A 25,256-nucleotide genomic window follows, 5' to 3' on the forward strand; every position below is an offset into this window, starting at 1 on the left:
GGTGTCGTGTTCACCGCCCGCAGGGTCAGGCTCAGTCGCCGCCACGCAGTTTGGACAACAGGCGCAGCATTTCCAGATACAGCCACACCAACGTTACCATCAAACCGAACGCCGCATACCACTCCATGTATTTGGGTGCGCCGTAGGCCACGCCGTTTTCGATGAAATCAAAATCCAGCACCAGGTTCAACGCGGCAATGCCCACCACGAACAGGCTGAAGCCGATTCCGATGGGGCCACTGTCGTGAATAAAACCCATGCCTTCGAAGCCGAACAAACGCATGCCGATGTTCACCAGGTAAATCAATGCAATTGCGCCGGTGGCGGCAAACACACCCAGTTTGAAATTCTCTGTTGCCTTGATCAGGCCACTGCGATACGCCATCAACAGCGCCAGCAGGGTACAGAAGGTCAGGCCCACCGCCTGCATGACGATCCCGGGAAAGCGCACTTCAAAAAACGCCGACACCGCGCCCAGGAACAAGCCTTCGGACAGGGCATATAACGGCGCTACGACAGGCGCGCTGGTTTTTTTGAAGACGCAGATCAGCGCCAGGATAAATCCACCCACCGCACCCCCGATCATCAGCGGCATCAACAGCGGGCTCATCTGGCCCCCATTCTGCGCTGCTTCGATGGATTCCAGGGCCATGCCCCAGGTGATCATGGCGGTAATCAAACTCAGGGCCAGCAACATGGCCGTTTTGTTCACCGTGCCCGACAGGGTCATCGGCGGGCCGCTGCGTTCTACGTTCGCAAACGCCTTGTCGCTCAAAGCAGGATTCGAGGTGCGCATAAGTACTCCAACAGGATAATCAGGAATCGTAACCACAGCCAAAGGGGCCGCTGGTTACGATAAGCATAATCGGTGATGCTTGAATGGGCAAACTTCGGGCGGGTGGCTATTGCTCCTCACCCAATACCCGATCCAACTCCCCATAGGCCTTGCTCAGCCACACCCGCACCCGCTGGCGCTCCAACATGCCCAACGTGGGGCCAACGGCTTCGTCTTTATTGTTGGCGGCGGCCCACAGGCTGGCACCGATGCGGTCGATTTTGCGCATGGAGGCACCGTGCAGTTCCGGCAGGTCGATGATGGTGGCGCCGTAGGCTTCCGCTTTCGCCTTGGCCTCGGATTCGTTAAAGAACGCAAAGTCGCTGCCGCGCCCATGGTTGCGCACGATCACATAGGCGGGCCGGGGGCCGTAGGTGTCCAGAGTCTTTTCCAACAAGCGCACGGAATCCGTGCCGTCGTCCATCACATGCCAGAGGGTGACCACCAGGCCCATCTCTTCGGCAAACTCCACCAGGCCGCTTTCCGCAATCCAGCGATCCACATTACGGGCAGACTGGGCCGCCAGATCCACCAACACATCGCAACCCTGTTCGGCGCAGGTCTCGGCAATCTGATCTGCACTGTCAAACCGGCTCACGTCCACCGGCTTCGAATAATCACCGTAGTAGCGAATCAGGGCACCGTGGGACAGGTCCGCATCGAAGGCACTGAATGGCTTGTTGCGATCGATGTAGTACTGGGCCAGCACCCGCGCCAGCACGGATTTACCCACGCCCCCTTTTTCTCCACCTACAAAATGGATGCGATTCATAACAGTGATTCCTCTCGTTGACTGCTGGATGGGTTGGTTACTTCAATATTGGACGGGAGCAGATATTGCTATACAAATATGAGCGTAAGATGAACCCTAAACCATCCCCGGGGTATCAATCAACCGGCTTGCCGCGCAAGGCTTTAATTTTGCCCCGATGGGTCTTGCTGTCGACACGGCGTTTCTGCGAGGCACGGGTGGCTTTGGTGGGGCGGCGGGCTTTTTTAACCACCGTGGCGTTGCGAATCAATTCCACCAGACGTGCAATGGCATCGTCCCGGTTTTTCTCCTGGGTGCGATAACCCTGGGCCTTGATGACGATCACGCCGTCTTTGCTGATGCGCTGGTCGGACTGGGTCAACAGGCGCTGTTTATAGGCATCCGGCAGGGATGACGCCTGAATGTCAAAACGCAGGTGAATGGCGGACGACACCTTATTCACATTCTGCCCGCCGGCGCCCTGGGCTCGAATGGCGGTGATCTCGACTTCCTCGTCCGGAATGGACACCAGGTGATTAATCACGATCATAGGCAATACTGAAATCAGGCTTCGAACGCCATGCTTTCCTCTTCATCATGGGTGTACACCTTCACGCCGAACCGACGCCGGTATTCGCTCATGGTCAAACCGGTGTGACGCTTGAACAAACGTTGGAAGGAACTCAGATCCTCGTAACCGGCTTCCCATACAATTTTGTTCACCGGCTCGGGGGTCAGCTGTAAGGAATGCATGACGGATTCAATGCGCACCCGCTGCACAAACTGCATGGGGGTCATGCCCAGTTCCCGCTGGCAGGTTCGGTTCAGGGTCCGTTCCGACAGGGAGGTGGCACCGGCCAGATCCGAGAGCGTCAGGGCGTGGCGAAAATGCTGCGCCACATACTGTTTCATCATTTCCATTTTGGGGTGCTCATAACGCACGTCCAGCGCGCCGCGAAAATACACCGCCTGGCGCTCACCCTGGGTGTCCAGCAACAGCATACGGGACGTTTCCATGGCCACATCGCTGCCCAGGTGCCGCTGGATCAGTTGCTGCAGCAACATGGTGTAGATGTTGCCACCCCCGGCGGTGATGACTGCGCCGTGTTCCACCATGGATTCATCCACCCGCCATTGCACCTGTGGAAAGGCCTGCTGCGCCACCTGCTCGATGGCCCAGTGGGTGGTGGCCGGTACGCCCTGCAACAATCCCGCGTCCGCCAGCAGCAGGCTGCCGGTGCAGGTGGAAGCGATCTGGGCCCCATGGGCATGGACCTGCTGCAGCCAATCCGCCATGGGGCGACAGGCCTGAAGCCAGGCCTGCAAACTGCCCCCATCAATCACCGGCGGCGGCCCGGCCGGCACCAGCACCAGATCCACCTGATCCGGTGCCGGCAACGCATTCACCTGCTCCACCCTGGCCCCGGAGAAGGACTGGGTGCCCAGCGCATCCAGGCCCACCAGCTGGGCACGGAAGTGCTTTTTGCGCACACCAAACTGCGAGGCACAGTAGTTGGCCACCATCAGGCTTTCCTGCATGGCAAACACACAGGACAACAAACCCATGGGGAAGGTAAGAATGGCGACCCGGATGTCGTTGCTGTGCTGATCGCCGTCGGTTCTTGTGTCCATTTTGCCTGTCATCTTGTCAATCCTGCCAATTCAGAAGCGGATGAGGTGAGCTTAGCCTAGCACTGTCGACCAAGACAACCGGGCAAACGCCATTATTCGCCAAATTTTATTTTGAGTGTGCTGTGAACACTTGAAAGGATTTCACTCAGCCTGAAAAAGGCAACAGGAGGACACCATGGGATACGTATTTGTCATTTTCGGATCACTGATCGCACTGAATTTCGGTTTCGGCGTCAAGATGTCGGACGCCACGTACTCCACCTGGGATGCAGAATCCAGGGTGGAAGTGGAGGCGGTGGAAACACCTTCTGTAGAGGGTGGTAAAGAGCAGTGATGCCGCTTGAGTGTTACTAACAAGTACGCTTTGAAACGTGGGCTGAAGGCCGGCCCACGTTGTTCAAGGTGACCAGTTCAACGTGCCCGGCCCGAGCCAACCGCTTCCCGAAACACCGCATTCAACTGCTCATACACAGCCTGCTTGTGCTCTGAATCCGGTCGCCCCTGACCGGAAAACGCCGTACCGTGGCGATTCAATTCCGCTTCCACAAAGTCATTGATCTCGGGAACACGAGCCCCCATTCCCAGCTCGGCTGTATTGCGTTTCAGCTCCAGCAGGCGATTGATGCTGGGAACCAGATGCGCAGGGGCAACGGCGTCCATCAAGCGCGCAAATTCCACCGGGGGAACCCCTTTGCCGGCCTCAATGTGTCGAATGGCCAACAGCGGGCGTAACACATAAAAATATTTTTTCAGTTTCACTTGTTCCTGAAACAGATATTCCCGTGCATTACCCCGCGCCATGTGACTGTAGTGATAACAAAGCGCCGTGGGATTCATCACCACCGGCGCCAACCGTCGCAAGGATTGCGCCGTGGTTCCGGATTCAATGTACTGCACCGGACTGTTCAGCCATTCCAGCAGGGCGCCATTGGTGCGTGTCAGCAGGTAGAGCGCTTTACGCAGATCCCAGCCACCACAGTCGATCTCGTCCACAATCGGGTATTCGATCACGTCCCGTTTACGCTCAACATCAAATGACAAATACCATTCCGGTTTGCGCACGTAAATAAAGCGCACATCGTAATCGGAATCGGGAGAAGCGAAGCCCCAGGCCCGACTGCCGGATTCACAGGCGTAAAGAATGCGAACGTCATGTTCCAACTCAGCGGCACGCAGGCGGGTAATGATCTCCTGGCGTACCTCTTCTTGAATGATGTTGTCCTGAAGACTGGTCACTGGCTCCTCCCCAAAATCTTAATACTGTACGCCGCTCACTCCGGGGCGCAAGTAATCAGCATGAATTAACCTGTTAATAAAACTGCACCCGGCACGGCACCTTGCCAGACATGACTCCTCATTTGCCGAAAGTAACATGGCTCCTGCGGTTGGTTCTGGTGTTTCATATCCATCCCACTCAATGCTTTACACACAAACGACAGGAAGGAACCGCATGAACACATTAAAAGCCTGGATCGGAGGCAGCCTGCTGGCCTGTGCCGCCGTCACCTCGATGAACGCCAGCGCCGGCATTTACGATTACGAAGGCACCTATCAGATGGACTGCAACAACGCCACCCGCACCATCGGAGTAGCCTTCGCTTACGGCGAGATCGCCCCCACTCAAGGCGCCGTGCTGTTGAATGACGCCGACAGCCATGGTCACGAATTCACAGTGGAATTCGATACCTGCGACGACTTCACCTTCGACGACATCGACGCCGCCAAAGTTCAGGAGCTTTACGCCAAGGCCAGAGCCAAATGCATCGAGACGGACATGCCCATCGGTGGCATTGTGAAAGAGGCCGTCTGCAGCATCGCGGCCGGTGAGGTGCGAAACAGCCTGGAAGATTCCGTATTCCCCGACCCACAAACCTATATCGGAAACTATGTCACCAACGCCATCAACCTGGACGTGAGCTGTGCCCTGGTGTTCTTCTCCTGGTGTCTGCAGTATGGCACCGACACCACCTACAGCTTTGATTCCGGGAATTCCCTGTACTACCACGCCTACATCAATAATGCCGGTAAATGGATGGAGAATTTCGCGCTGAACAACGTACTCCAACAACCTTCCCTGCCCTGTGTGAGCCTGCAGCAAGCGGTGTTGAATGGGGATGCGGCCGCGGCCGGTACGGTGGTGACCTCCACGAACCTGCTGGATGGACACACCTGTTTGATCCCCAACCCGTTTGACCCGAGTGAAATGATTACCATGGTGCTGGGAATGAACGTGGGAATCCGTCAGTCCGGCGCGGAATAACGCTTCCGCTGAGTCAATGAAAGCAGGGCGGCGTGCCAAGGCTCAGCCCTGCTTTCCGGTGGTTCACAATCGAGGATCAGGCCAGTCCCAGGGCCACCGCCAGACCTTTGTTGTCCTTGGTGGGGATGGTGGAACAGGTGCGCAGATCCTCCTTCTTCAGGTTGGGAATCCAGAACTGATAGGCTTCGATGCCACCGAGCACTTCAGGTACATAGTGGCCTTTTTCCTGAATTTTGATTTTCGCCTCAATGTTCTTGATCATCTGTTCCACCCGCTTGCCCTTCTCGGCAGGACTGTAGGCCGGTTGCGGCTCGAACTGGCCCCATACCGCTTCCACCTCCTTGGTCAACGAGATTTCCTGGTAGTTATCCAACCCATTCCAGTCCACCCGCACCGCCGACGCAAACCGCACCATGGCCTCAAAACTGATGCCATTCAGCTCGGCCTCTTTGTAGCGGCCCACCGCACCCAGCTTGTCCTCCCGAAACGGCCGTACCGGCGACCACCAGGGTGACACACTGTTTCCTCTGGCTTCATTCACAATGGGGTATTGAGACAATTTATACAGCCCTGTGCCTGCGGGAATCGTAATGATCTCGAACTGCCCGCCTTTAAACGCTTCTTTCACATAATCCGGAATATCAGACTTATTCATCGCAAACCCTTATGAGGCCACTGCGCCGTTGCAGATGACTGGTTAAAAAGTGAAGGTTCCGGATGAATAGTAGACGTCCGAAACGGGTTAGTCATCATACCAAAGACTAACCCGGTCGCAGTTTCCGCTATCGGGGCGGCTTGAGTCCCGCCAGCCCCTGCCCCGGCTTGGGGAGCTGAGCGCGGTCCGGCACCAGACCCGCCAGAGTCAGCGTGGGGGTTTCGGACAATTGCTTGTTTTCAGGCCCAGATCGACTACTGCTGCTGTCACCTCCGCAGCCAGTGAGTAAAAGCCCTGCACCCAAGAACAGTACTGGAAAATAGTATCGCATCGTCCCACCCTCCCTAATACTTAATCCAGAACACTTCACCGGGGTGAATCTGTTCCAAGGTGGATGCCTCTGCATCGTCCTCAATCAATTGCTGGGTCACCGGATTGGGGCTGTAAGCCGCACTGCCTTTCCACACGATCTGGGCGTCTTTGAAAATACTCATATCGTGGAGGTGATCGGGAGCCGTGTATTGATTCCATCCGGGTGACCGTGGGGGATACACAAACAAACTGGGCGCGGGCTTTTCACCGGCATCTGCACCCCCGCTGCCCCCACCATGATCGTGACTGCTGTTGATACCCACCCAGGCGGCGGTGGATTCCACCCCTTGTGTGTCGCGACAAAATTGAGTAGTGGGAAAGTGGTAACGCACGAATTCAACTGCCGGTAATTTGGTGCGAAAGCTCACTTCATAGGTATGGGAGTCCGAATCCAAAAGCTCGGCTTCCGGCTTCTCCCAAATCAACCGGGTGGGCAGCCCGGTATCCGCCTCGGCTTCAATGGTGGCATAACCGAGAGGGCCCAATACTGCGCGAACAGGCGGAAATCCAGCGGGCAACACCACTTCTACCCGATAGCTATCGGCCCCTTCGCATCCGTGCGGCACCGACAGGTCCACCTGATAATAGCCGTTGGCATAAGCCGTGCCCGAGGTCACCGAAACATGGGCATGGGTCAATTGGATGCAACCCAGTAACAAAATCGTTCCCATCAACGCCTGCAACTGCGCAACCTGTGTCCTGTTCAAATTCATGTGCACTTCCTTTTGTTTATTGATTATAAGGAACGAAACGATACACAGGATGAGGTCAGTGCGGGATGCGACAAATTGCCTCAGGGCTGACCCGTGAACAATGTGAACAAATCATGACGCCAACGTGATACCCCTGTAATCGTTTTTACCACCCGCTGTAACCTGCCTTTGCTACCGTTCGTTCCCGCAAAACCCCAGAGAGTCCATCTCCACCCTGAAACTCATCTTTATCAGTAGACAACAATAATTGCGATCCACGGAGAAACGCATGTCTTCAACTATCAATCGCCGTAAGTTCATTCAACTGTCCAGCGTCGCCGCAGCCGGCACCATGGTTGCGCCACTGGGCCTGTTGAACTCTCGCATGGCCGAGGCGGCCGCAAGCTGCAACCTGGCCAGCTTTGCCGTCAATGGCTTCGGTCCGATCAATCCAACGTTGCCCGAAAACACCCTGATGCTGGCCTCCCATCCCCGCGGGGACCTGTCCAACACGCCGCTGTTGCGGTTGCCGCAAGGTTTCCGTTACAGCGCCGTCAGCATCGTCGGCACACCCATGAGTGATGGCGTGCTGACCCCGGGCGACCACGACGGTATGGCCTGTTTTCAGGGCCGTCGCGGTGATGTGATCCTGGTGCGCAACCACGAGCTGAGCCCCACCGAAAACAAATACGGCAACAACCTGGGATGCCTGGCCCCGAACGGCAAACAGTACGACCCGTTCACCGGCAGCGCGGCCGGTCTGGGTGGCGGTGGCACCTCCACCGTGGTCATCAACCGTCACGGCCAGGTCACCCAGGATTACATCTCCCTGGGCGGCACCATCCGTAACTGTGCCGGTGGTCCAACCCCCTGGAACTCCTGGATCAGCTGTGAAGAAGACACCAGCCTGCCGGGCAGCACCAACACCAAGAAACACGGCTACTGCTTTGAAGTGCCCTCTCAGCTGGGCGAAGCCGTTGACCCGATCCCCCTCACCGCCATGGGCCGTTGCAATCACGAAGCCGTATCCGTGGATTCCAAAGACGGTTATGTGTACCTGACGGAAGACCGCGGCGACAGCTGCTACTACCGCTATGTGCCCCGTAAGAAATCACATTGCTTTGGCAACCTGCAGGATAACGACGGCGACCTGTACGCCATGGTGATTGAAGCCGGTCAGGTGGCACACTGCGACGGCGTATCTCAGGTGCCGGTGGCCAACTATCATAACGCCGATCTGGTGGATACCCGCGGTGTGCGCCGTGGTGCGCCCGCCAGCATGCTGCCGTTCCTGGGTCAGCCCTTGAAAGTGCGCTGGGTCAAACTGGAGGACGTTGATCCCGAGCAGGACACATTGCGCCAGGAAGCCCAAGCCAAAGGCGCTGCGGTGTTCTACCGCGGTGAAGGTGCCTGGTTCCATCAGGGTAAACACTACTTCGTGTGCTCCGGTGCCGGTGAAGCGGGAGAAGGGCAGGTGTACTGCTACGATCCCAAGCGCGAAACCATCACCCTGATCGTGGAATCCACCGACGAAAACCTGCTGGATGGCCCGGACAACATGACCGTGGCCCGCGATGGCACCCTCTATCTGTGTGAGGATGGCAGCGGTGGCAGCGAAGGCGACGCCAACTACAGCCAGTACGTGGTGGGTGTGGACGCCAGCGGCGGCCTGTTCCAGTTCGCCCACAACATCATTCCGGGCGACACCAGCGAATTCGCCGGTGCCTGTTTCTCCCCGGATGGGCGCTTTATGTTTGTGAACAACCAGGGCATGGGCATCACCTACTGCATCTGGCGCGAGGATCACCGTCCGATTTATCTGGAAACCGGCTATTCCCGCCGACCCGGACACGGTCGCGGTCGTGGTCGTGGTCGCAACTGGTTCTGATCACGGGTGATAGAAGATAGAAGAGCCCGGCGCACGGTGAAGTTCGCCGGGCTTTTTACTCTCCCATTGCCATCCTCATTGTCATACAAGCAGCATGGATTTCCCCTCAAACTTGGATTATAAGTAAGTTTCCGGTGTACGGGGATTCAAGTCCATGTCATCCATCCCATCCAATTCACGCTGGCCTGCCCGGCTGGATCTGCTGCAAAGTGCCAGCGGCCTGGCTCTGGCCCTGTTCATGTGGGTGCACATGTTCCTGGTGTCATCCATCCTGATCAGCAACGATGCCATGTACGCGGTGGCCAAGCTGTTCGAAGGTTACTATGTCTTTGGCCGTTCATATCCGTGGCTGGTATCCGCAGCAGCGGCCGCTATCCTCGTCTTGATCATGCTGCACGCCGCCCTGGCCCTGCGCAAGTTTCCCCAAAGCACCCGTCAATATCAATTATTCCTGGGGCATAAGAACCGCATGCATCACCCGGATACCACCCTGTGGTGGTGGCAGGTGGTCACGGGGTTTCTGTTGTTCTTTCTGGCGCCCATGCATTTGTTCGGCATGTTTTCCCAACCGGATCAGATCGGACCCTATGCCTCGTCCTACCGGGTGTACAGCACGCACTGGCCCCTGTATCTGATTCTGCTGTTTGCGGTGGAGTTGCACGGCGCCATCGGCCTGTATCGCCTGGCCATCAAATGGCTGAGTTTCCCCACCATGCCGGTGCCGGTGATGCGGAAGCGACTGAGTCTGTTGAAGTGGGGCATGAGTGCGTTCTTTATCATACTGGGGCTGTGCACTCTGCTGGCCTATTACCGATTGGGCAGCACCCTGCAGGATCAGCCGGGGGAGCGTTATCACCCGGTCACGCAATCCCAATGCCCCACCAACAGCGAGGTGCTGTCATGAAGATCCTGCATACCGATGTGCTGGTGATCGGAGGGGGTCTGGCGGGATTGCGCACCGCCATTGGTGCCCGCCGCCGGGGTTTGGACGTGTCCATTCTGTCACTGGTGCCGCCGAAGCGTTCCCATTCCGCCGCTGCCCAAGGGGGTATGCAGGCCAGCCTGGCCAATGCGGTGAAAGGTTATGGCGATAATGAAGACGTGCATTTTGCCGACACCGTACGCGGCAGCGACTGGGGTGCGGATCAGGATGTGGTGCGCATGTTCGTGCATATGGCGCCCAAGGCCGTGCGGGAACTGGCCCACTGGGGTGTGCCCTGGAACCGGGTACAAGGGGGCAAACACAACGTCATTATCAATGGCCAACCGGTAACGCTGGAAGAATCCGAAGCCGCCCACGGCCTGATTACCGCACGTAATTTTGGTGGCACCGCCAAGTGGCGCACCTGTTATGTGGCGGACGGCACCGGCCATTCCATGTTGTACAACGTCAGCGACCAGGCCATCGCCGCCAACATCCCGGTATTGGAACGCACCGAAGCCATGGCCCTGATCCACGACGGCCAGCGCTGTTACGGCGCCATCGTGCGCAACCTGATGACCGGCGAACTGTTTGCCCATACCGCTAACGCCACCTGCATTGCCACCGGCGGCTTCGGCCGCATCTATCGCATCAGCACCAATGCCGTCATCAACGAAGGCATGGGGGCCGCCATCGCCCTGGAAACCGGTGTCGCCACCCTCGGCAACATGGAAGCGGTGCAGTTTCATCCCACCGGCATTTTCCCCGCCGGCATTCTGGTGACGGAAGGCTGTCGCGGCGACGGCGGCCTGTTGTTGGATGGTGATGGTCATCGCTTCATGCCCGATTACGAACCGGAAAAAGCCGAACTGGCCTCCCGCGATGTGGTGGCCCGCCATATGGAATACCACATCAAACAGGGCAAAGGCGCCCGCTCCCGTTTTGGCGAACACCTGTGGCTGGACATCCGCCTGTTGGGGGAACAGCACATCAATCACAAACTGCGGGAAGTGAAAGAGATCTGCCAATACTTTCTCGGCATCAACCCGGTGCATGAACTGATTCCCGTACGCCCGGCACAGCATTATTCCATGGGTGGCATCCGCACCGACGCCCACGGCCAGAGCCCACAACTGCAAGGCCTGTTCGCCTGTGGCGAAGCCGCCTGTTGGGACATGCACGGCTTTAACCGACTGGGTGGCAATTCCGTGGCGGAAACCGTGGTGGCGGGCATGATTGTGGGGGAATCCATCGCCGATTACTGTTTATCGGAAGCAGGGCAGGGGATGATTGATACCGCACTGGTGAAACGCTTTTTGCAGCAGGAGCAGGATGCTTTGGATGGCATCTGCAAATCCAAAGGCACAGAAAAAGCCAGTGAGCTGATCAAACAAATGCAAACCCTGATGACCGATTACGTGGGCATTTATCGGGATGGTACCAACCTGCAAACCGCAGTCAGTGAGCTGAAATCGTTATTAGAGCGTAGCGAAAGGGTCGGCCTGCAATCCAGCGCACCCGGTGTGAATCCGGAACTGGTGATGGCGTATCGCCTGCCACGGATGTTGAAGCTGGCCCTGTGCGTGGCACAGGGTGCATTGAACCGCACCGAAAGTCGCGGCGCCCACACCCGACTGGATTATCCGCAACGGGATGACAGCCAATGGCTGAAGCGCACTTTGGCCAGCTGGCCACTGGGTGCATCCAGCCCAACGTTGAACTACGAACCCATCGACATTATGAAAATGGAATTGCCCCCGGGTTGGCGCGGCTATGGCAAAAAGGATTTTATTCCCCATCCGGATGCAGACACGCGACAACAGCAGGTGGACGCCATTCACCGTAAGACTCAAAATCGTTTCGAGCGTCAGCAGGCGCTGCTGCCGTTCCACCACCTGTTGCCCGAGAAATTCCACCAGAACAACGCCCGCTTTCAGGAAAACAGCGAAGGGGAATCCCCATGACCCAAGACAGCAAACAGCGTATTCCTGTAAATGAATCGGAACCCAATAGTCGACAACTGACCTTTGAAATTTTTCGCTTCAACCCGCTGGACCCGGGCAGCGAACCCCACTTTGACACCTTCACCCTGGAAGAAACCGCAGGCATGACGCTGTTCATTGCCCTCAACCTGATCCGCGAAGAACAGGACCCCAGCCTGCAATTTGATTTTGTCTGCCGTGCCGGTATCTGCGGCAGCTGCGCCATGCTCATCAACGGCCGACCCGACCTGGCGTGCCGCACGTTGACCCAAGCCCTGCCCAGCACCATCCGCTTGGCACCGTTACCGGTGTTCGAACTGATTGGGGATTTATCGGTGAACACCGGTAAGTGGATGCACGGCATGAGCGAACGATTGCAGACCTGGGTGCACACCGAAACCGAACCGGATCTTGATGCCATGGAAGCGGCCATGGAGCCTGCCCTGGCGGAACAGATCTATGAGTTGGAGCGCTGCATTGAATGCGGATGTTGTGTGGCGGGTTGTGGCACGGCCGTAATGCGGGAGGCATTTGTGGGGGCCGTGGGGTTGAACAAAATGGCACGGTTTCGCCTGGACCCAAGGGATGAACGAGACGATGGTGCGTTTTATGAGTTGATTGGCCATGATGACGGAATTTTTGGCTGCATGTCGTTGATGGGATGTCAGGATGTGTGTCCGAAAGCATTGCCGTTGCAGACGCAGTTGGCGTTTTTGCGCAGGAAGATGGCGTTTGCCGGGATCTAATGCAGTGATGAGGCAACCCAGTTTCATTCAGTTTATTGCAACTAGAAAAATAAAAAAACGGCTGACAGTCCCCCATCAGCCGCTTTCTTCCAACCCTATGTCGAAGCAATTACCTCAAATCACCCCGCCATAAAACCCTTCTGCACCAGCCACTCCAGACACTTGCCGGTGGCTTCATCCAGTTTATCTTTCTGCCCGAAGTAATAGTGATTAGCACCCTTCACTTCATACATCTCTTTATCATCATGGCCCACTGCTTCATACAAACGATGAGTATGGCTCGGGGTACAGGCATCATCAGCGGTATTACCAATCACCAGCGTGGGCACACTGATCTGCTCAGCGCAGGTCAATCCATTGGCATTGGAATCGTCATAACTCCACTGTGACAGCCAACCTCGCAGGGTACAGAATCGCGCCAGGCCTACGGGGCCGTTGTTCACCACTTTGGGATCACCCAGGTAACACCAGCCGGGCATGCGGTCGTTGGGGTCTTGAGTGGGATCCAGCCAGCGAGGATCGGCCATGGTGCCGTGCACCACAAAGGCAAACTCTTCGGTGGTGAGGCCATCCTTGCGGAAGTCTTCCAGCTTTTGTTTTACCCAGGCGGTGATTTTACGGTTACGGGCAATCTGGGCGGCGCGATACTTTTCCACAAACTCAGCGGAGTAGGGCGGCTGGTTGGGATTGTTGGGGTCGTACAGGTCCAGCTCGGGATCGCGTTTGGTGGGATCGTTTTCATCCAGGATGGACGCATCCATCCACTCGGTCATGGTGCCGGCGCGGCTGATGTGAGCCGCCAGCAGCATCATGCCGTCGGCAGGGATCAGGTTGGCACCCACCAGGTCCACGGGATCGCCGGCGGGGGTTTCGGTGATGGTGGGATTTTCCGCCTGGGCCTGATAGAACAGGGAGAGGGAACCGCCGCCACTCCAACCTGCTAATACCACTTTTTTATAGCCTTTCTTCTCTTTCGCATCCCGTACGCAGGCCGCCATATCCAGGGCCACCTTTTCCATGATCAGGGCACTGTCGGTGCCGCGGTAGCGGCTGTTGCAATAAATCACATGACAGCCCTTTTTTGCCAGGGCCGACACCATGGGCAGGTAGGCACCACCACCGATGGGATGCATAAAGATGATGACGGTGTCGCTGGGTTTGTCTTTGGGTTTCAGCCAGTAGGATTCCAGGGCCACGATGTCGGCGGTGCCGCCGTAGGTATCCTTGAATTTGGACTGCTCGGCAAAGGCCAACAGGTAAGGGATGCGGTCGTATTCGTATTTGGTGCTCATGATTGTGCCCCCTCTTGCTTCACCTTGGAGAAGTCCGCTTTGCTCATATCAATGCCGCGCTGATCCAGCATGTCCGCCTGCAGGCGTTCAAGTTTTTGCGCACGGGTGCGTTCGGTCCATTCTTTCAATACGTCGTGGGCCTTGGCGCTGTCTTCCGCCAGGATGGCATCGTAGTTTTTGTCTTTCAGGGTGAGCTCCACCTGCACGCCGTTGGGATCGTACATGTAAATGGAGTGCACAAAGCCGTGGTCGATGGGGCCAAAACAGGGGCGGCCCATTTTGTTAATGTGGCGGCGCCAGGCTTTCAGCTGTTCCAGGCTGTCCACTTCAAAGGCGATGTGCTGGTCAAAGCCGTGGCGGGCAATGAACATCTTTTCTTCCACATCATCGGGCACATCAAAGAAGGCAATGAAGTTGCCGTCGGTGGTCTGGAAAAACAGGTGCATGTATTCGCGCTTTTTGGCTGCCCCTGGTTCTTCGTCGAACACCATGGCCGCAGCCAGTTTGAACCCCAGCACGTCTTCATAGAACCAACGGGTTTGTTCCGCATCCCGGCAGCGGTAGGCGGTATGGTGCATGTTGTGCACGGCTTTGCGGGCAATAGTGGGCTTTTCTTGTGGCTTGTCCTGGCTGGTTGGCTCGCTCATGGCACTTCTCTACCTTCTCTCTGCAGTCTTCTCTTTTAGCGATGTGTGAGACCGATTTTGTATTTGACTTATGGGTCACGATTGTAGATTGTATACAATCATAATGATTGAGCAGTTTCAACCCCTATTTTATGCCTGTTTCAGGCTCTGTTCGGCTGGAATTGCATACAAGTTGTAGCGTTATCCTTGATTCCACAGAAGGTTTGCCCATGAGTGCGTTGTCCCATATCACGATTCTTGATCTCACCCACATGTTGTCCGGCCCCTATTCCAGCCAGTTGCTGGCGGATATGGGGGCCCATTGCATCAAGGTGGAGCCGCCGGGCCAGGGGGAAGGCACCCGCAGGCTGCTGGCGGACGATGAGAAGTACTCCATCGACGGAGTGGGCGCTTACTTTCTTACTCTTTCCCGCAACAAGAAGAGTGTGGCCATCGACCTGAAAAAGCCCGCCGGCCTGGCGCTGTTCTACCAGCTGGTAAAGCACGCGGACGTAGTGATCAACAACTTCGGGGAGGGGGTTCCCAAACGCCTGGGCATCGATTACGAGGTGCTCAAGCAGCACAATCCCCGCATCATTACCTGTTCCATCACCGGTTTTGGCGAGACCGGTCCCGACCGCAACCGGGCCGCGTTCGATCTGGTGGCCCAGGGCATGGGGGGCGGCATGTCCATTACCGGGGAGGAAGGGGCGCCGCCGCTGCGGGCGGGGATTCCCATCGGTGATCTGGGGGGCGGCCTGTTTGCCACCATCGGCATTCTGGCGGCCCTGAACCAGCGGGATCAGCCCGGCCCGCGCCAGGGGCTGGGGCAGCACGTGGATATCTCCATGCAGGATTGCCAGGTTTCCATGCTCAATTACATGGCCACCATGTACCTGATGAGTGGGGTGCAGCCACCCGCAGTGGGCAACAGTCACTTTGTGCACGTGCCCTATGGCACCTTCAAAACCCAAACCCGCTACCTGATCCTGGCCTGCATGGGTGATGCCTTCTTCGGCAAACTGGCGGCGATGTTGAACGATCCGGAGCTGATGGACCCCAAATTCGCCACCCAGCCGGTGCGTTGGGAGCACCGTCATTTCATCAACGCCCGGGTACAGGAACACCTGGAGCGGGAAACCTGCGAGCACTGGCTGGAACAATTGAAGGAACACCGCATTCCCGCTGCCCCGGTGAACGATTTCGAGCACGCCCTGAATGACACCCAGATCCAGGCGCGAGACATGGTGGTTGAAGTGCCTCTTGGAAATGGTAAGATTGTCAAACAACCCGGAAACCCCGTGAAATTGTCTGCAGCAGGTGAGCAAGTATTTACTCCACCTCCCACTTTAGGTCAGCACACGGCATCGGTGCTGCAGGAATTACTGCAAATGAGTGATTCACAAATCGCTGAATTACGTCAAAATGGCGTGATCGATGGATGATTACCGTCTCAGTTACCTTATAATCGACACTGTTGTTTATTTCTGAGACCACCAAAGAAGAATCATGACTATGCGCGAACGTATCTATATTAATGAGGTGGGCCTGCGCGACGGCCTGCAGAATCAGCCCAATCCCGTTTCCACCCAGGCCAAGCTGGAGATGGCCCAGGCCCTGTTGGACGCCGGTGTGGAATACCTGGAGGCGGTGGCTTTTGTGCACCCCAAAGCCGTGCCGCAAATGGCGGACGCTGCTGAAGTGCTGGCCGGGTTGGCTCAAATCCCACTCAAGAAGGATGTGGAGATCTCGGCCCTGGTGCCTAATATGCGGGGTTATGAGCGGGCCCGCGCCAACGGGGTGAACTCCGTCGCCGTGGTGGTGGCCTCCACCGATACCTTCAATCTGCGCAACCTGAACATGACCACCGCGAAGGCCACCGACGTCTGCCGCGAAGTGATCCAGCAGGCCCGGGCAGACGGGGTGAAAGTGCGGGGCTATGTATCCGGCGCGTTGTCCTGCCCTTACGACGGCAAGACGCCGGTGGATGTGGTACACCGCATGTGCGCGGAGATGATTGAGTTCGGCGCCGACGAAATTTCCATTGGCGACACCATCGGGGCCGGAAACCCGCAACAGATCAATGATATTCTGGGCCCACTTGTGCAACAATTCGGGCCTGAGCGCTTTAACCTGCATTTGCATGATACCCGGGGGCAGGCGCTGGCCATGGCCTGGGCTGGTATCACCCAGGGTGTGCGTCGCTTTGACAGTTCCATCGGCGGGTTGGGCGGTTGTCCGTTCGCACCGGGGGCATCAGGGAACGTTGCTACCGAGGATCTGGTCTATATGCTGGAGGAAGCCGGCTTTGATACCGGTATTGATATCGCCAAACTGCGTGTTGCCGTGCAGGCCGCCGAGCGTGCCACCGGCCAGGCATTGGGCGGTCGTATTCTGCAATGGATGAAATCCCAGGAAATCAGGGAACAAAACAAACAAAACCCCTGCATATAACAAACAAGAGCGCGACCAAAGCAGGGGCATAACGAAAAAGGTCCAACGACACATTATGCTTACACGAAGCGCCAGATGGGTAATGGCCAGCCTGTTCGTGTTGACGGGAATCATGACGCCGGGGGTTCACACCCTGGCGGACAAGATCGATCGCATCATCGACGGGGAAAAGGCCAATATCAAGTCCGCTGTGCAGTCGCAGGAGCGGGTCAACACCATCGCCGACACCACGCAGCAAATGTTCCAGGATTTTCAACTGGAACTGAAACGCATTGAGGATCTGACCGCCTACAACGCGCAACTGACGCAGCAGATCCGGCGTCAGCAACAAAGCATGCTGGAAACGGAGAAGGCCATTGAAGATGTGGCCATCATCGAGCGCCAGCTGACTCCGCTGCTGGACCGCATGGTGCAATCCCTGGAAACCTTCATCCGCCTGGACGCCCCCTTTCTGCTGGAAGAGCGCTTTGAGCGCATCGCTTTTCTCAAACACACCCTGGCCCGGGCCGATGTCACCATCGCCGAGAAATTTCGCCAGGTGGTAGACGCCTATAAAGTGGAACTGGAATACGGCAACACCATCGAAAGCTACCGTGGCACCCTCACCAACGGTGAGCGGACCAGTGAGGTGGAGTTCCTGCGGGTGGGCCGCATCGGCCTGATGTACCAGACCCTGGACGGCAGTGAGCGGGGCGCCTGGAGCAAGGAAACCAAACAGTGGGAAGCATTGGGCAGCCTGTATGCCCGTGATATTCGCCTGGGCCTGAAGGTGGCCAAGAAGCAGGCCGCCCCGGAAATGTTGACGTTGCCCATGCCGGCACCGGAGCCCATGCCATGATGCGAATGACCTCCCTATTGGTGTTGGCACTGCTGTGCTGCTTGCCCCTATCCAAAGCCCATGCGGTGTGGCAACCGAAAGAAGAAATCCAATCCCTGGATGAACTGCTGGAGCTGGTGAAACAGGGCCGGGTTGAACAATCCCGAGAGAATCGCGCGCGGGAACAGCGCTTCCTGGCCGAACAATCCAAACAGGAACAGATGCTGAAAGGTACGGTGGAGGAACGGCAGAAACTGGAACGTCGCAGTGAACTGCTGGAAACCACCTACGCTGAGAACAAGGAACAACTGGATGAGCTGACCCGGCGCCTGGAAAAACGCATGGGCTCGTTAAAGGAACTGTTCATCCAGTTGCAGACCGACACCGCAGAGGCATCCGGCCTGTTGCAGCAATCCATCACTTCAGTGGAGTTTCCCTCCCGCAATCTGGAAATGGAGGATCTGTCGGATCGCCTGGGCGGCAGTCGCAGCCTGCCCAACATCAACAACATCGAACAGCTGTGGTATCAGATGCAGCGGGAGATGGTGGAGTCCGGCAAGATCAAACACCTGAACCTGGAGGTCATCACCACCGACGGTGAACCGGTGAAAGCGGATGTGGTGCGGCTGGGTTCATTCAACCTGTTGTCCGGCAACCGCTACCTGCAGTTCATTCCCGAGACCGGCAAGATCATCGACCTGAATCGCCAGCCGCCCCGATACATGCTGAGCTATGTGGAGGATTACACCCAAAGCACCGAAGGCTTTAATGCGGTGGCCATCGATCCCACCCAGGGCACTCTGCTTAACATGCTGTTGGACGCACCGGACTTTGTGGACCGGGTGGAGCAGGGCGGTTTTATCGGTTACGTCATCATCGTGCTGGGCTTTGTGGGCGTGGTGCTGGCGCTGGAGCGCATCATGTTCCTGATCGTGGTGACCCGCAAAGTGGCGGACCAGACCCGTATGAAAGAAACCCGCCGCGACAATCCCCTGGGCCGCATCATCCTCACCTATGAGCAACACAAAAGCCTGCCCCTGGAATCGCTGGAGCTGAAGCTGGGCGAAGCCATTCTGCGGGAGCGGGGTCCGCTGGAAAAACACCTGGCCATCATCAAGATTGTGGCGGTGATTGCCCCCCTGCTGGGACTGTTGGGTACGGTCACCGGTATGATCAACACCTTCCAGACCATTACCCTGTTTGGCACCGGTGATCCCAAGTTAATGGCCGGCGGTATTTCCCAGGCGCTGGTGACCACCGTGCTGGGTCTGTCGGTGGCGATTCCGGTGGTGTTCTTCCACGCCCTGGCCAGCACCCGCAGCAAAGCGGTGATTTCGGTACTGGAAGAACAGAGCACCGGCCTGGTGGCGGAAAAAGCGGAGCAGGAGAACAGCTGATGTGGGCGGTGATGGAAGCCTTCGCCATCGTGCGGGATTTCCACTTTGCCGGTGGGGTGGTGCTGTGGACCATCGGCCTCAACACCCTGCTGATGTGGACGCTGGTGATCGAGCGGGTGCTGTTTTATCGCTTCACCCTGCCCAGGGAAGTGAACCGGGTCACCCATTCCTGGTTTTCCCGCGATGACCGCCGTTCCTGGTACGCGCGCCAGATTCGCCAGAAACTGGTGGCCGAGATCAGCCAGCGGGCGCACTTTTCCCTGCCGGTGATCAAAACTCTGGTGACCCTGTGTCCGCTGTTCGGTTTGCTGGGTACGGTGACCGGCATGATCGAGATTTTTGATGTCATGAACGCCTTCGGCATGAACAACACCCGTTCCATGGCATCGGGTATTTCCCGCGCCACCCTGCCCACCATGGCGGGCATGGGGGCGGCCATTTTTGGCCTGATGGCCTATCGCGCCCTGCTGCGCTATTACGAAATCCAGGTGCAGGGTGTGGCCGACCAGCTGTCGCTTTCCACCCGTGCTGCCACCCGCAGTACGACAGGAGGTACTCCCGCATGAGACGCCCATTCGCCCACGTTACCGAAGACGACGATACCAATATCGACATGACCCCCATGTTGGATATCGTGTTCATCATGCTCATCTTTTTTGTGGTGACCGCGTCGTTTGTAAAAGAGACCGGGATCGACATCAATCGCCCCCAGGCCAAAACCGCCATCACCAAGGAAACCGCCAACATCAAAATCGCCATCGACGGTAACGATGCCATCTGGATTGATCGTCATCAGGTGGACGAACGCAGTGTGCGGCCGTTGCTGGAGCGCATGCACATGGAAAACCCGCAGGGGGGATTGATCGTGCAGGCGGACCGCCGTTCCACCAACGAAAAACTGGTGCAGGTCATGGACGCCGCCCGCCAGGCGGGCATCACTTCCATTTCCATCGCGGCCTCTGAAAAGTAGTTATGCTGCGCCGCTATTGCATCGCGTTCGTGTTGGCCTTCTGGATGGTTACCTTTCTGTTTGCGCTGATGATCGCCCTGATCAAAACCAGTGAGGTGCCGGTGGCCGATAACAGCCGATTGAATCTGGTCAATTTCATTCGCGAGAAGCGGGACCCCAATCTGCGCCTGGAAGACCTGAAGCCCGAGCCACCACCGAAACCTTCCGAACCGCCACCACCGGCCGCATTGCAGATTGAAACCCTGGATCCCAGCGGCGAATCCTTTGCCATTTCCGAACTGCCGGTGGCGGACAGTTTTGTATTGGAGCCCGGCCTGGGCATCGGTGAGGGCGACGGCGAGTATCTGCCGGTGTATCGGGTACCGCCACAGTATCCCCGCAAGGCCCTGTTTGACCGGGTGGAAGGCTGGGTGGTGGTGGAGTTCACCATCGGCACCCAGGGTGAGGTGAAGGATGCCCGGGTGGTGGAATCCAGTCCCCGCGGCACCTTCGATCAGGCGGCCCTGGATGCGGTGCGCCGGTTCCGCTTCAAGCCCCGCAACATCGCCGGCACTCCGGTGGAAGTGCAGGGCGTGCAGAACCGCATTCGATTCAAGTTGAAGAAATGATGCGCCGGCTGCCTGTTCTTGTTCCGCTGATCCTGCTTTTGAGCCTGTTGCTGAGTCTATTGTTCGGCAACCCCGCCCGGGCCGACAGCCCCTCGCTGACTGCCCGCGTCTACAAAGTGATTGTGGATGCCCAGACCGCACTGCAAAAAAAGCAACTGGACAGCGCGCAAAAGATGCTGGAGGACCATACCGGCGACACTCGCAATTCCCCCTATGACAATGCCATGCTCTGGCATCTGCTGGGCTATGTGTATTACGAACAGGGTCAGCTGAACAAGTCCGCCGACGCCTTTGAAAAAGTATTCGACTACGACATCCCCGTCAGCCTCAGCAACAGCAATCACAAGATGCTGGGGCAGGTGTACATGGCCCGCAGCCAATACCGGGAGGCGTTACCCCATTTACGGCGCTGGCTGGAAAACGAGACCGATAACCGCGAAGAGATCCACGCCCTGATCGCCCATTGCTACTACGAGATGAAGCAGTACAAATCCGCCGTCACCCATCTGGAAACCGCCATCGACGGCTATCAGGCCCGCCGCAAAACCCCGCGGGAATCCTGGCTCAATCTGCTGCAGGCCAGCCTGGCGCAAATGAACGACGTGGAGCACCGCATCCGCACCATCCGCATGCTGCTGGCCTGGTTCCCAAAGAAGGAATACTGGCTGGCCCTGGCCAGTGCCTATGCCCAGTTGGAGCAGATGGACAAGTACCTGGCGATTCTGGCCCTGGCCGAGCGCAAGGATCTGTTGAATACCGACGCCCAGTTTGTGTCCCTGGCCAGCGTTTATTTTGCCGAAGGGGCACCGCAGAAGACCGCGCAGATTCTGGAAGAGGGCATGCAGAAAGGCGTTGTCAAACGCAACATCCGCAATCTGCGTTTTCTGGCGTCCGCCTACACCATGGCGCGGGAATACGAAAAGGCCCTGGTGCCGCTGCGGGCGGCGGCAGCCCAATCCAAAGACGGCGAGCTGGACATCATGCTGGGCAACGCCCTGTATCAGCTGGCCCGCTGGGAAGAAGCCAGCAAGGCACTGCTCACCGGCCTGGACAAGGGCGAGCTCAAACAGTCCACCACCGCCTGGCTGATGCTGGGACAATGCCAGATAAATCTGAAACAATACGACGCAGCCATCGCGGCGTTTGAGCAGGCAGCCCTGGATGAAGAGCGCAGCCAGCAGGCGCAGCAATGGATTCAATACGCCCGCTATGAAAAAGAGCGCCAGGAAAAGCTGAAGCTGGAGGCCGACCCGTCATGAAAGCCATTGTGATTGAAGCAGACAAGACCCTGAGCTGGCAGGACCACCCGGAGCCGGCGCTGGGCCCGGATCAGGTGGCCATCGCCGTGCGGACCACTGCGGTGAACCGGGCCGACCTGATGCAACGGGCCGGCCTGTATCCACCGCCGCCGGGGGCCAGTGAGATTCTGGGTTTGGAATGCGCCGGTGAGATCAAAGCCATCGGCGCCAATGTGCGCCAGTGGCAGGTGGGGGACAAAGTGTGTGCACTGCTGGCGGGGGGCGGTTACGCCGAAACCGTGGTGTGTCACGCCGATCACGTATTGCCGATACCCGACGGTTTCGATTTTGTTCAGGCCGCTGCCCTGCCGGAAGTGTTCGCCACCGCCTGGCTCAATCTGTTTATGCTAGCGGAGTTGCAACCTGGCCAGAAGGCCATCGTCCACGCCGGTGCCAGCGGAGTGGGCACCGCCGCCATCCAGCTGTGTAAGGCCCGCGGCAACCCGGTGTTCGTCACCGTTGGGGATCAGGCCAAACTGGACAGCTGCATTGCATTGGGCGCCGATGCCGGACACCTGCGCACCGAAGGTGATTTCGAATCCAAAGTGAAAGACTGGGCTGGCAAGGCCGGTGTGGCCGCAATCCTGGATCCGGTGGGCGGCAGTTATCTGGAGCAGAACATCCGGTGCCTCAACACCGATGGCAGCCTGGTGATCATCGGGCTGATGGGAGGCCGTTCCGGGTCGCTGGATCTGGGCCGCCTGCTGGTGAAACGCATTCGGGTCATTGGCTCCACTCTGCGCAGCCGCAGCGATGCCAGCAAGGCTGCGGTGATCGCGCAATTGCGGGAGCAGGTGTGGCCAGGGTTTGCGGCCACGGCCAACACCAACCCGATACTGCAGCCGATCGTCCACAGCCGCTTTCCCATTACCCAGGCCAATCAGGCCTTTGAGCTGGTGGCCAGCAACCTGACCACCGGCAAAGTCATCCTGGAGTTGCCGTAGCGCTGTCAGCCGCCACTGGTGTCTGCCAGGTCGGCCTGTTCAAAGGTGCCTTTGTTGGGGGTCAGATCCTTGGGCTTGGTGCCAGGCATCAGTTCAAAGCCGATGTCGAACTGCACCAACAGGGTTTTCAGGGTCTCATAGGCTGACTTGTCGCCCTCCAGTTTGGCCTTGCCGGATTTGATCTGATCATCAAAGCTCACCGCACCCATCATGGTTTTTTCCAGGTCGGAACGGTTGATGGTGATGGTGAGGTCTGCGTTTTTGTTGGTAAAGCCCTGAATGCTGGTCAGGGTGCTGTTACTCAACTCCACGGCGAATTTTTCCTTGTTGTCCGGCGTCACCAGGTTAATGGAAAACGCCTTGCCTTCCGCCTTGTGGCTATCCAGTCGAATGCCGAGAAAATCCAGCCACAATTCGGTGCTCATGGCCTGGATCATATCCGGACCGGAACTCTTCGGGGAGGAACCGGAGGGAATGCCGGAACGCAATTCATAGGCAGCGGCCAGGAAGCTGTTACGCACACTGGGGCTTTCCTGCTGATAGCCAATCTGCTCGAATACATCCGCCAGCAGGTCCTTGGCTTTCTGGTTATCCGGTTCCGCATAGACCAGTTTGTTGAGGATCTCCTGGGCGTGGCGGTACTTGCCTTCGTTATACAGCTGCTGACCTTTTTTGAGGATTTTCTTTGCGCCACCCATCATCTCCACGTACAGCGGTGCGGAATCTTCCGGCGACAGCGGGATCAGGGTGGTGGGGTTGCCATCCCAATAGCCCAGGTAACGGTTCACCACAGCACGGCTGTTGTGTTCCACGGAGCCGTGATAGCTGCGTGCGGACCATTGTTGTTGCAGACTTTCTGGCACTTCGTATTGGTTGTGGATCTGGTTGATGGTCACGCCCTGATTGGCCAGGTGCAGCACACCGTTGTTGAGGTTGGCGTAAGTGTCGCGCTGGGCCCGCATCACTTCCTGAATGCGTTCATTACCCCAGCGTGGCCAGCTGTGGGAAGCAAACATCACCTGGGCATCCTGACCGAACAGGTACAGTGCGCGGTTGATTTCTTTGGACCACTTCAACGCATCCCGCACCAGGGCGCCGCGCAGGGTATAAATATTGTGGATGGTGCCGGTGATGTTCTCCGCCGCCCAGAAGGCTTTCCACTCCGGGAAGTAGGTATTCATCTCCGCCGGTGCTTCTGTGCCCGGAGTGTTCTGGAATATCATTTTCACGCCATCGACGGTGAGGGTTTCCAGATCTTTGGACACGATCACATTGGGTGGGATCAGGCCCAGGTTACCGGCTGCGGTGTTTTTACCGATGGACTGGTCCACGTGGCCGAAGGGGCTGCGGGGCAGCAACACGCCGTACTGGAAGAACATGCGGCGGTTCATGGCATTACCGGCGTACACGTTTTCCGCGACGGCATGATCCATAAAGCCCACCGGGGCAATGACTTTGACTTTACCACTCTGGACGTCTTTCAAATCCACCACACCCCGCACTCCACCAAAATGGTCGGCATGGGAATGGGAATAGACCACGGCCACCACAGGGCGTTTGCCGAGCTTTTCGTTAACCAGTTTGAGGGCCGCCGCTGCGGTCTCTTTTGCCGTCAGGGGATCAAATACAATCCAGCCGGTGTCACTTTTGATAAAACTGATGTTGGCCAGGTCGAAGCCTCGCACCTGATAGATCTTACCGGGCAACACTTCATACAGGCCGTAGTTCATGTTGAGGATGGCCTGGCGTTGCAGGGAAGGGTGGATGCTGTCCCAGGTTTGGCCTTCTTCCAGCAGCCATTCATAGCTGCCCATGTCCCAGGCCACATTGCCGGCTTCCGCCATGATCTGTTTGTAATCCGGCGCCGCGATGAAGCCGCGTTTGGACTCCTCAAAATCGCGGGTGTCCTCAAACGGCAGGCTGTCCCGCTGCAACTGTTGCAGTTTGACGGTGTATTCAGAGGGCAGCTTGCCTTTGGGATGGAAGTGTTTACCCTCAGCGGCACCGGCGTCTGACAGGACGCCACCACCACCGGCGGCCATGGCGCTGGATGCCCCAAGGCTGCAGGCGATCAACAGGGCCCGGGCGATATTCGAGGATGCGGTCATCATGACT

24 protein-coding genes and 1 pseudogene are annotated in these 25,256 nt (G+C 57.5%); 15 read left to right on the forward strand and 10 right to left on the reverse strand.

All coding sequences use genetic code 11. The features are described 5' to 3' along the window. Positions 1-31: 31 nt before the first annotated feature. The 4 genes from D9N14_RS13995 to D9N14_RS14010 form a co-directional block, all read right to left on the reverse strand. Positions 32-796, reverse strand: coding sequence for a Bax inhibitor-1/YccA family protein (locus tag D9N14_RS13995; protein WP_290580722.1), 765 nt, complete (start codon positions 794-796; stop codon positions 32-34). Between the two features lie 106 nt (positions 797-902). Then, positions 903-1,607, reverse strand: a complete 705-nt coding sequence (locus tag D9N14_RS14000) for a mobilization protein (protein WP_290580724.1) — start codon at positions 1,605-1,607, stop codon at positions 903-905. A 115-nt stretch (positions 1,608-1,722) separates the two neighbouring features. Continuing rightward, positions 1,723-2,136 carry an alternative ribosome rescue aminoacyl-tRNA hydrolase ArfB gene (arfB, locus tag D9N14_RS14005; RefSeq protein WP_290580726.1) on the reverse strand — a complete coding sequence of 138 codons (414 nt, stop codon included), beginning with the start codon at positions 2,134-2,136 and terminating at the stop codon, positions 1,723-1,725. Between the two features lie 14 nt (positions 2,137-2,150). Continuing rightward, positions 2,151-3,230: a GlxA family transcriptional regulator gene (locus D9N14_RS14010; protein WP_290580728.1), complete on the reverse strand. Its 1,080-nt coding sequence runs from the start codon at positions 3,228-3,230 to the stop codon at positions 2,151-2,153. A 163-nt stretch (positions 3,231-3,393) separates the two neighbouring features. Between D9N14_RS14010 and D9N14_RS14015 the strand changes: the two genes are divergently transcribed. Beyond that, complete coding sequence (locus D9N14_RS14015) at positions 3,394-3,552, forward strand: hypothetical protein (RefSeq protein WP_290580730.1); 159 nt, start codon at positions 3,394-3,396, stop codon at positions 3,550-3,552. A 77-nt stretch (positions 3,553-3,629) separates the two neighbouring features. Here the strand turns inward: D9N14_RS14015 and D9N14_RS14020 are convergent, their stop codons facing one another. After that, a complete protein-coding gene (locus D9N14_RS14020; RefSeq protein ID WP_290580732.1) occupies positions 3,630-4,454 on the reverse strand; it encodes a nucleotidyltransferase domain-containing protein in 825 nt (274 codons plus the stop codon). 214 nt (positions 4,455-4,668) lie between these two features. Here D9N14_RS14020 and D9N14_RS14025 point away from each other — a divergent pair, with 214 nt between their 5' ends. Beyond that, positions 4,669-5,478 (forward strand): hypothetical protein, encoded by an 810-nt coding sequence (locus D9N14_RS14025; RefSeq protein WP_290580734.1) that lies wholly within the window; start codon positions 4,669-4,671, stop codon positions 5,476-5,478. 76 nt (positions 5,479-5,554) lie between these two features. Here the strand turns inward: D9N14_RS14025 and D9N14_RS14030 are convergent, their stop codons facing one another. Together D9N14_RS14030 and D9N14_RS14035 are read right to left on the reverse strand one after the other, a co-directional pair. Continuing rightward, positions 5,555-6,133, reverse strand: a complete 579-nt coding sequence (locus D9N14_RS14030) for a hypothetical protein (RefSeq protein ID WP_290580736.1) — start codon at positions 6,131-6,133, stop codon at positions 5,555-5,557. Between the two features lie 344 nt (positions 6,134-6,477). Beyond that, the gene (locus D9N14_RS14035) at positions 6,478-7,218 is read right to left on the reverse strand and encodes a DUF1775 domain-containing protein (RefSeq protein WP_290580738.1); all 741 of its coding nucleotides are present in this window, start codon (positions 7,216-7,218) and stop codon (positions 6,478-6,480) included. 268 nt (positions 7,219-7,486) lie between these two features. On the opposite strand from D9N14_RS14035, the gene D9N14_RS14040 reads away from it, so the two are divergent. The 4 genes and pseudogenes from D9N14_RS14040 to D9N14_RS14055 all read left to right on the forward strand — a co-directional run bounded on the left by D9N14_RS14040 (position 7,487) and on the right by D9N14_RS14055 (position 12,735). Then, positions 7,487-9,085, forward strand: coding sequence for an alkaline phosphatase PhoX (locus D9N14_RS14040; protein WP_290580740.1), 1,599 nt, complete (start codon positions 7,487-7,489; stop codon positions 9,083-9,085). Between the two features lie 151 nt (positions 9,086-9,236). After that, positions 9,237-9,989, forward strand: a pseudogene (locus D9N14_RS14045) (fumarate reductase cytochrome b subunit); the annotation flags it as partial. Continuing rightward, on the forward strand, positions 9,986-11,971 hold the full coding sequence (locus D9N14_RS14050; RefSeq protein WP_290580742.1) for a fumarate reductase flavoprotein subunit: 1,986 nt from the start codon (positions 9,986-9,988) through the stop codon (positions 11,969-11,971). The pseudogene D9N14_RS14045 and the gene D9N14_RS14050, both read left to right, overlap by 4 nt. After that, a complete protein-coding gene (locus D9N14_RS14055) occupies positions 11,968-12,735 on the forward strand; it encodes a fumarate reductase iron-sulfur subunit (protein WP_290580744.1) in 768 nt (255 codons plus the stop codon). Before D9N14_RS14050 ends, D9N14_RS14055 begins: the two co-directional genes overlap by 4 nt. 119 nt (positions 12,736-12,854) lie before the next feature. On the opposite strand, the gene D9N14_RS14060 is transcribed toward D9N14_RS14055, so the two are convergent. Further along, positions 12,855-14,027 (reverse strand): alpha/beta fold hydrolase, encoded by a 1,173-nt coding sequence (locus D9N14_RS14060; protein WP_290580746.1) that lies wholly within the window; start codon positions 14,025-14,027, stop codon positions 12,855-12,857. Beyond that, complete coding sequence (locus tag D9N14_RS14065) at positions 14,024-14,674, reverse strand: VOC family protein (protein ID WP_290580748.1); 651 nt, start codon at positions 14,672-14,674, stop codon at positions 14,024-14,026. Before D9N14_RS14065 ends, D9N14_RS14060 begins: the two co-directional genes overlap by 4 nt. Before the next feature lie 209 nt (positions 14,675-14,883). On the opposite strand from D9N14_RS14065, the gene D9N14_RS14070 reads away from it, so the two are divergent. The 9 genes from D9N14_RS14070 to D9N14_RS14110 all read left to right on the forward strand — a co-directional run bounded on the left by D9N14_RS14070 (position 14,884) and on the right by D9N14_RS14110 (position 23,141). Further along, positions 14,884-16,098 (forward strand): CaiB/BaiF CoA transferase family protein, encoded by a 1,215-nt coding sequence (locus tag D9N14_RS14070; RefSeq protein ID WP_290580750.1) that lies wholly within the window; start codon positions 14,884-14,886, stop codon positions 16,096-16,098. A 64-nt stretch (positions 16,099-16,162) separates the two neighbouring features. Continuing rightward, positions 16,163-17,107 (forward strand): hydroxymethylglutaryl-CoA lyase, encoded by a 945-nt coding sequence (locus D9N14_RS14075; RefSeq protein WP_290580752.1) that lies wholly within the window; start codon positions 16,163-16,165, stop codon positions 17,105-17,107. A gap of 55 nt (positions 17,108-17,162) precedes the next feature. Then, positions 17,163-17,945 carry a DUF3450 domain-containing protein gene (locus tag D9N14_RS14080; protein WP_290580754.1) on the forward strand — a complete coding sequence of 261 codons (783 nt, stop codon included), beginning with the start codon at positions 17,163-17,165 and terminating at the stop codon, positions 17,943-17,945. After that, a complete protein-coding gene (locus D9N14_RS14085) occupies positions 17,942-19,321 on the forward strand; it encodes a MotA/TolQ/ExbB proton channel family protein (RefSeq protein ID WP_290580756.1) in 1,380 nt (459 codons plus the stop codon). Before D9N14_RS14080 ends, D9N14_RS14085 begins: the two co-directional genes overlap by 4 nt. After that, entirely contained in the window at positions 19,321-19,887 is a 567-nt protein-coding gene (locus D9N14_RS14090) for a MotA/TolQ/ExbB proton channel family protein (RefSeq protein ID WP_290580757.1), read from the forward strand. The genes D9N14_RS14085 and D9N14_RS14090 overlap by 1 nt, the downstream gene beginning before the upstream one ends. Beyond that, the gene (locus D9N14_RS14095) at positions 19,884-20,291 is read left to right on the forward strand and encodes an ExbD/TolR family protein (RefSeq protein ID WP_290580759.1); all 408 of its coding nucleotides are present in this window, start codon (positions 19,884-19,886) and stop codon (positions 20,289-20,291) included. The genes D9N14_RS14090 and D9N14_RS14095 overlap by 4 nt, the downstream gene beginning before the upstream one ends. Before the next feature lie 2 nt (positions 20,292-20,293). Further along, complete coding sequence (locus D9N14_RS14100) at positions 20,294-20,899, forward strand: energy transducer TonB (RefSeq protein ID WP_290580761.1); 606 nt, start codon at positions 20,294-20,296, stop codon at positions 20,897-20,899. Further along, positions 20,896-22,158 (forward strand): tetratricopeptide repeat protein, encoded by a 1,263-nt coding sequence (locus tag D9N14_RS14105; protein ID WP_290580763.1) that lies wholly within the window; start codon positions 20,896-20,898, stop codon positions 22,156-22,158. Before D9N14_RS14100 ends, D9N14_RS14105 begins: the two co-directional genes overlap by 4 nt. Continuing rightward, complete coding sequence (locus D9N14_RS14110; protein WP_290580765.1) at positions 22,155-23,141, forward strand: NAD(P)H-quinone oxidoreductase; 987 nt, start codon at positions 22,155-22,157, stop codon at positions 23,139-23,141. Before D9N14_RS14105 ends, D9N14_RS14110 begins: the two co-directional genes overlap by 4 nt. Before the next feature lie 5 nt (positions 23,142-23,146). Here the strand turns inward: D9N14_RS14110 and D9N14_RS14115 are convergent, their stop codons facing one another. Beyond that, a complete protein-coding gene (locus D9N14_RS14115; RefSeq protein ID WP_290580767.1) occupies positions 23,147-25,252 on the reverse strand; it encodes an alkyl/aryl-sulfatase in 2,106 nt (701 codons plus the stop codon). Between the last annotated feature and the right edge of the window lie 4 nt (positions 25,253-25,256).

The sequence above is a fragment of the Ketobacter sp. genome (assembly GCF_003671495.1).
In the GTDB taxonomy this organism is placed as follows: Bacteria; Pseudomonadota; Gammaproteobacteria; order Pseudomonadales; family Ketobacteraceae; genus Ketobacter.

Bases quoted from the DNA above. Each gene is read 5' to 3' on its own strand.
- arfB (WP_290580726.1), bottom strand. From the start codon at position 2,136: ATGATCGTGATTAATCACCTGGTGTCCATTCCGGACGAGGAAGTCGAG.
- D9N14_RS14015 (WP_290580730.1), top strand. From the start codon at position 3,394: ATGGGATACGTATTTGTCATTTTCGGATCACTGATCGCACTGAATTTC.
- D9N14_RS14100 (WP_290580761.1), top strand. From the start codon at position 20,294: ATGCTGCGCCGCTATTGCATCGCGTTCGTGTTGGCCTTCTGGATGGTT.
- D9N14_RS14035 (WP_290580738.1), bottom strand. From the start codon at position 7,218: ATGAATTTGAACAGGACACAGGTTGCGCAGTTGCAGGCGTTGATGGGA.
- D9N14_RS14025 (WP_290580734.1), top strand. From the start codon at position 4,669: ATGAACACATTAAAAGCCTGGATCGGAGGCAGCCTGCTGGCCTGTGCC.
- D9N14_RS14000 (WP_290580724.1), bottom strand. From the start codon at position 1,607: ATGAATCGCATCCATTTTGTAGGTGGAGAAAAAGGGGGCGTGGGTAAA.
- D9N14_RS14055 (WP_290580744.1), top strand. From the start codon at position 11,968: ATGACCCAAGACAGCAAACAGCGTATTCCTGTAAATGAATCGGAACCC.
- D9N14_RS14105 (WP_290580763.1), top strand. From the start codon at position 20,896: ATGATGCGCCGGCTGCCTGTTCTTGTTCCGCTGATCCTGCTTTTGAGC.
- D9N14_RS14115 (WP_290580767.1), bottom strand. From the start codon at position 25,252: ATGATGACCGCATCCTCGAATATCGCCCGGGCCCTGTTGATCGCCTGC.
- D9N14_RS14085 (WP_290580756.1), top strand. From the start codon at position 17,942: ATGATGCGAATGACCTCCCTATTGGTGTTGGCACTGCTGTGCTGCTTG.
- D9N14_RS14095 (WP_290580759.1), top strand. From the start codon at position 19,884: ATGAGACGCCCATTCGCCCACGTTACCGAAGACGACGATACCAATATC.
- D9N14_RS14070 (WP_290580750.1), top strand. From the start codon at position 14,884: ATGAGTGCGTTGTCCCATATCACGATTCTTGATCTCACCCACATGTTG.
- D9N14_RS14030 (WP_290580736.1), bottom strand. From the start codon at position 6,133: ATGAATAAGTCTGATATTCCGGATTATGTGAAAGAAGCGTTTAAAGGC.
- D9N14_RS13995 (WP_290580722.1), bottom strand. From the start codon at position 796: ATGCGCACCTCGAATCCTGCTTTGAGCGACAAGGCGTTTGCGAACGTA.
- D9N14_RS14110 (WP_290580765.1), top strand. From the start codon at position 22,155: ATGAAAGCCATTGTGATTGAAGCAGACAAGACCCTGAGCTGGCAGGAC.
- D9N14_RS14090 (WP_290580757.1), top strand. From the start codon at position 19,321: ATGTGGGCGGTGATGGAAGCCTTCGCCATCGTGCGGGATTTCCACTTT.
- D9N14_RS14060 (WP_290580746.1), bottom strand. From the start codon at position 14,027: ATGAGCACCAAATACGAATACGACCGCATCCCTTACCTGTTGGCCTTT.
- D9N14_RS14050 (WP_290580742.1), top strand. From the start codon at position 9,986: ATGAAGATCCTGCATACCGATGTGCTGGTGATCGGAGGGGGTCTGGCG.
- D9N14_RS14080 (WP_290580754.1), top strand. From the start codon at position 17,163: ATGCTTACACGAAGCGCCAGATGGGTAATGGCCAGCCTGTTCGTGTTG.
- D9N14_RS14040 (WP_290580740.1), top strand. From the start codon at position 7,487: ATGTCTTCAACTATCAATCGCCGTAAGTTCATTCAACTGTCCAGCGTC.
- D9N14_RS14010 (WP_290580728.1), bottom strand. From the start codon at position 3,230: ATGACAGGCAAAATGGACACAAGAACCGACGGCGATCAGCACAGCAAC.
- D9N14_RS14065 (WP_290580748.1), bottom strand. From the start codon at position 14,674: ATGAGCGAGCCAACCAGCCAGGACAAGCCACAAGAAAAGCCCACTATT.
- D9N14_RS14075 (WP_290580752.1), top strand. From the start codon at position 16,163: ATGACTATGCGCGAACGTATCTATATTAATGAGGTGGGCCTGCGCGAC.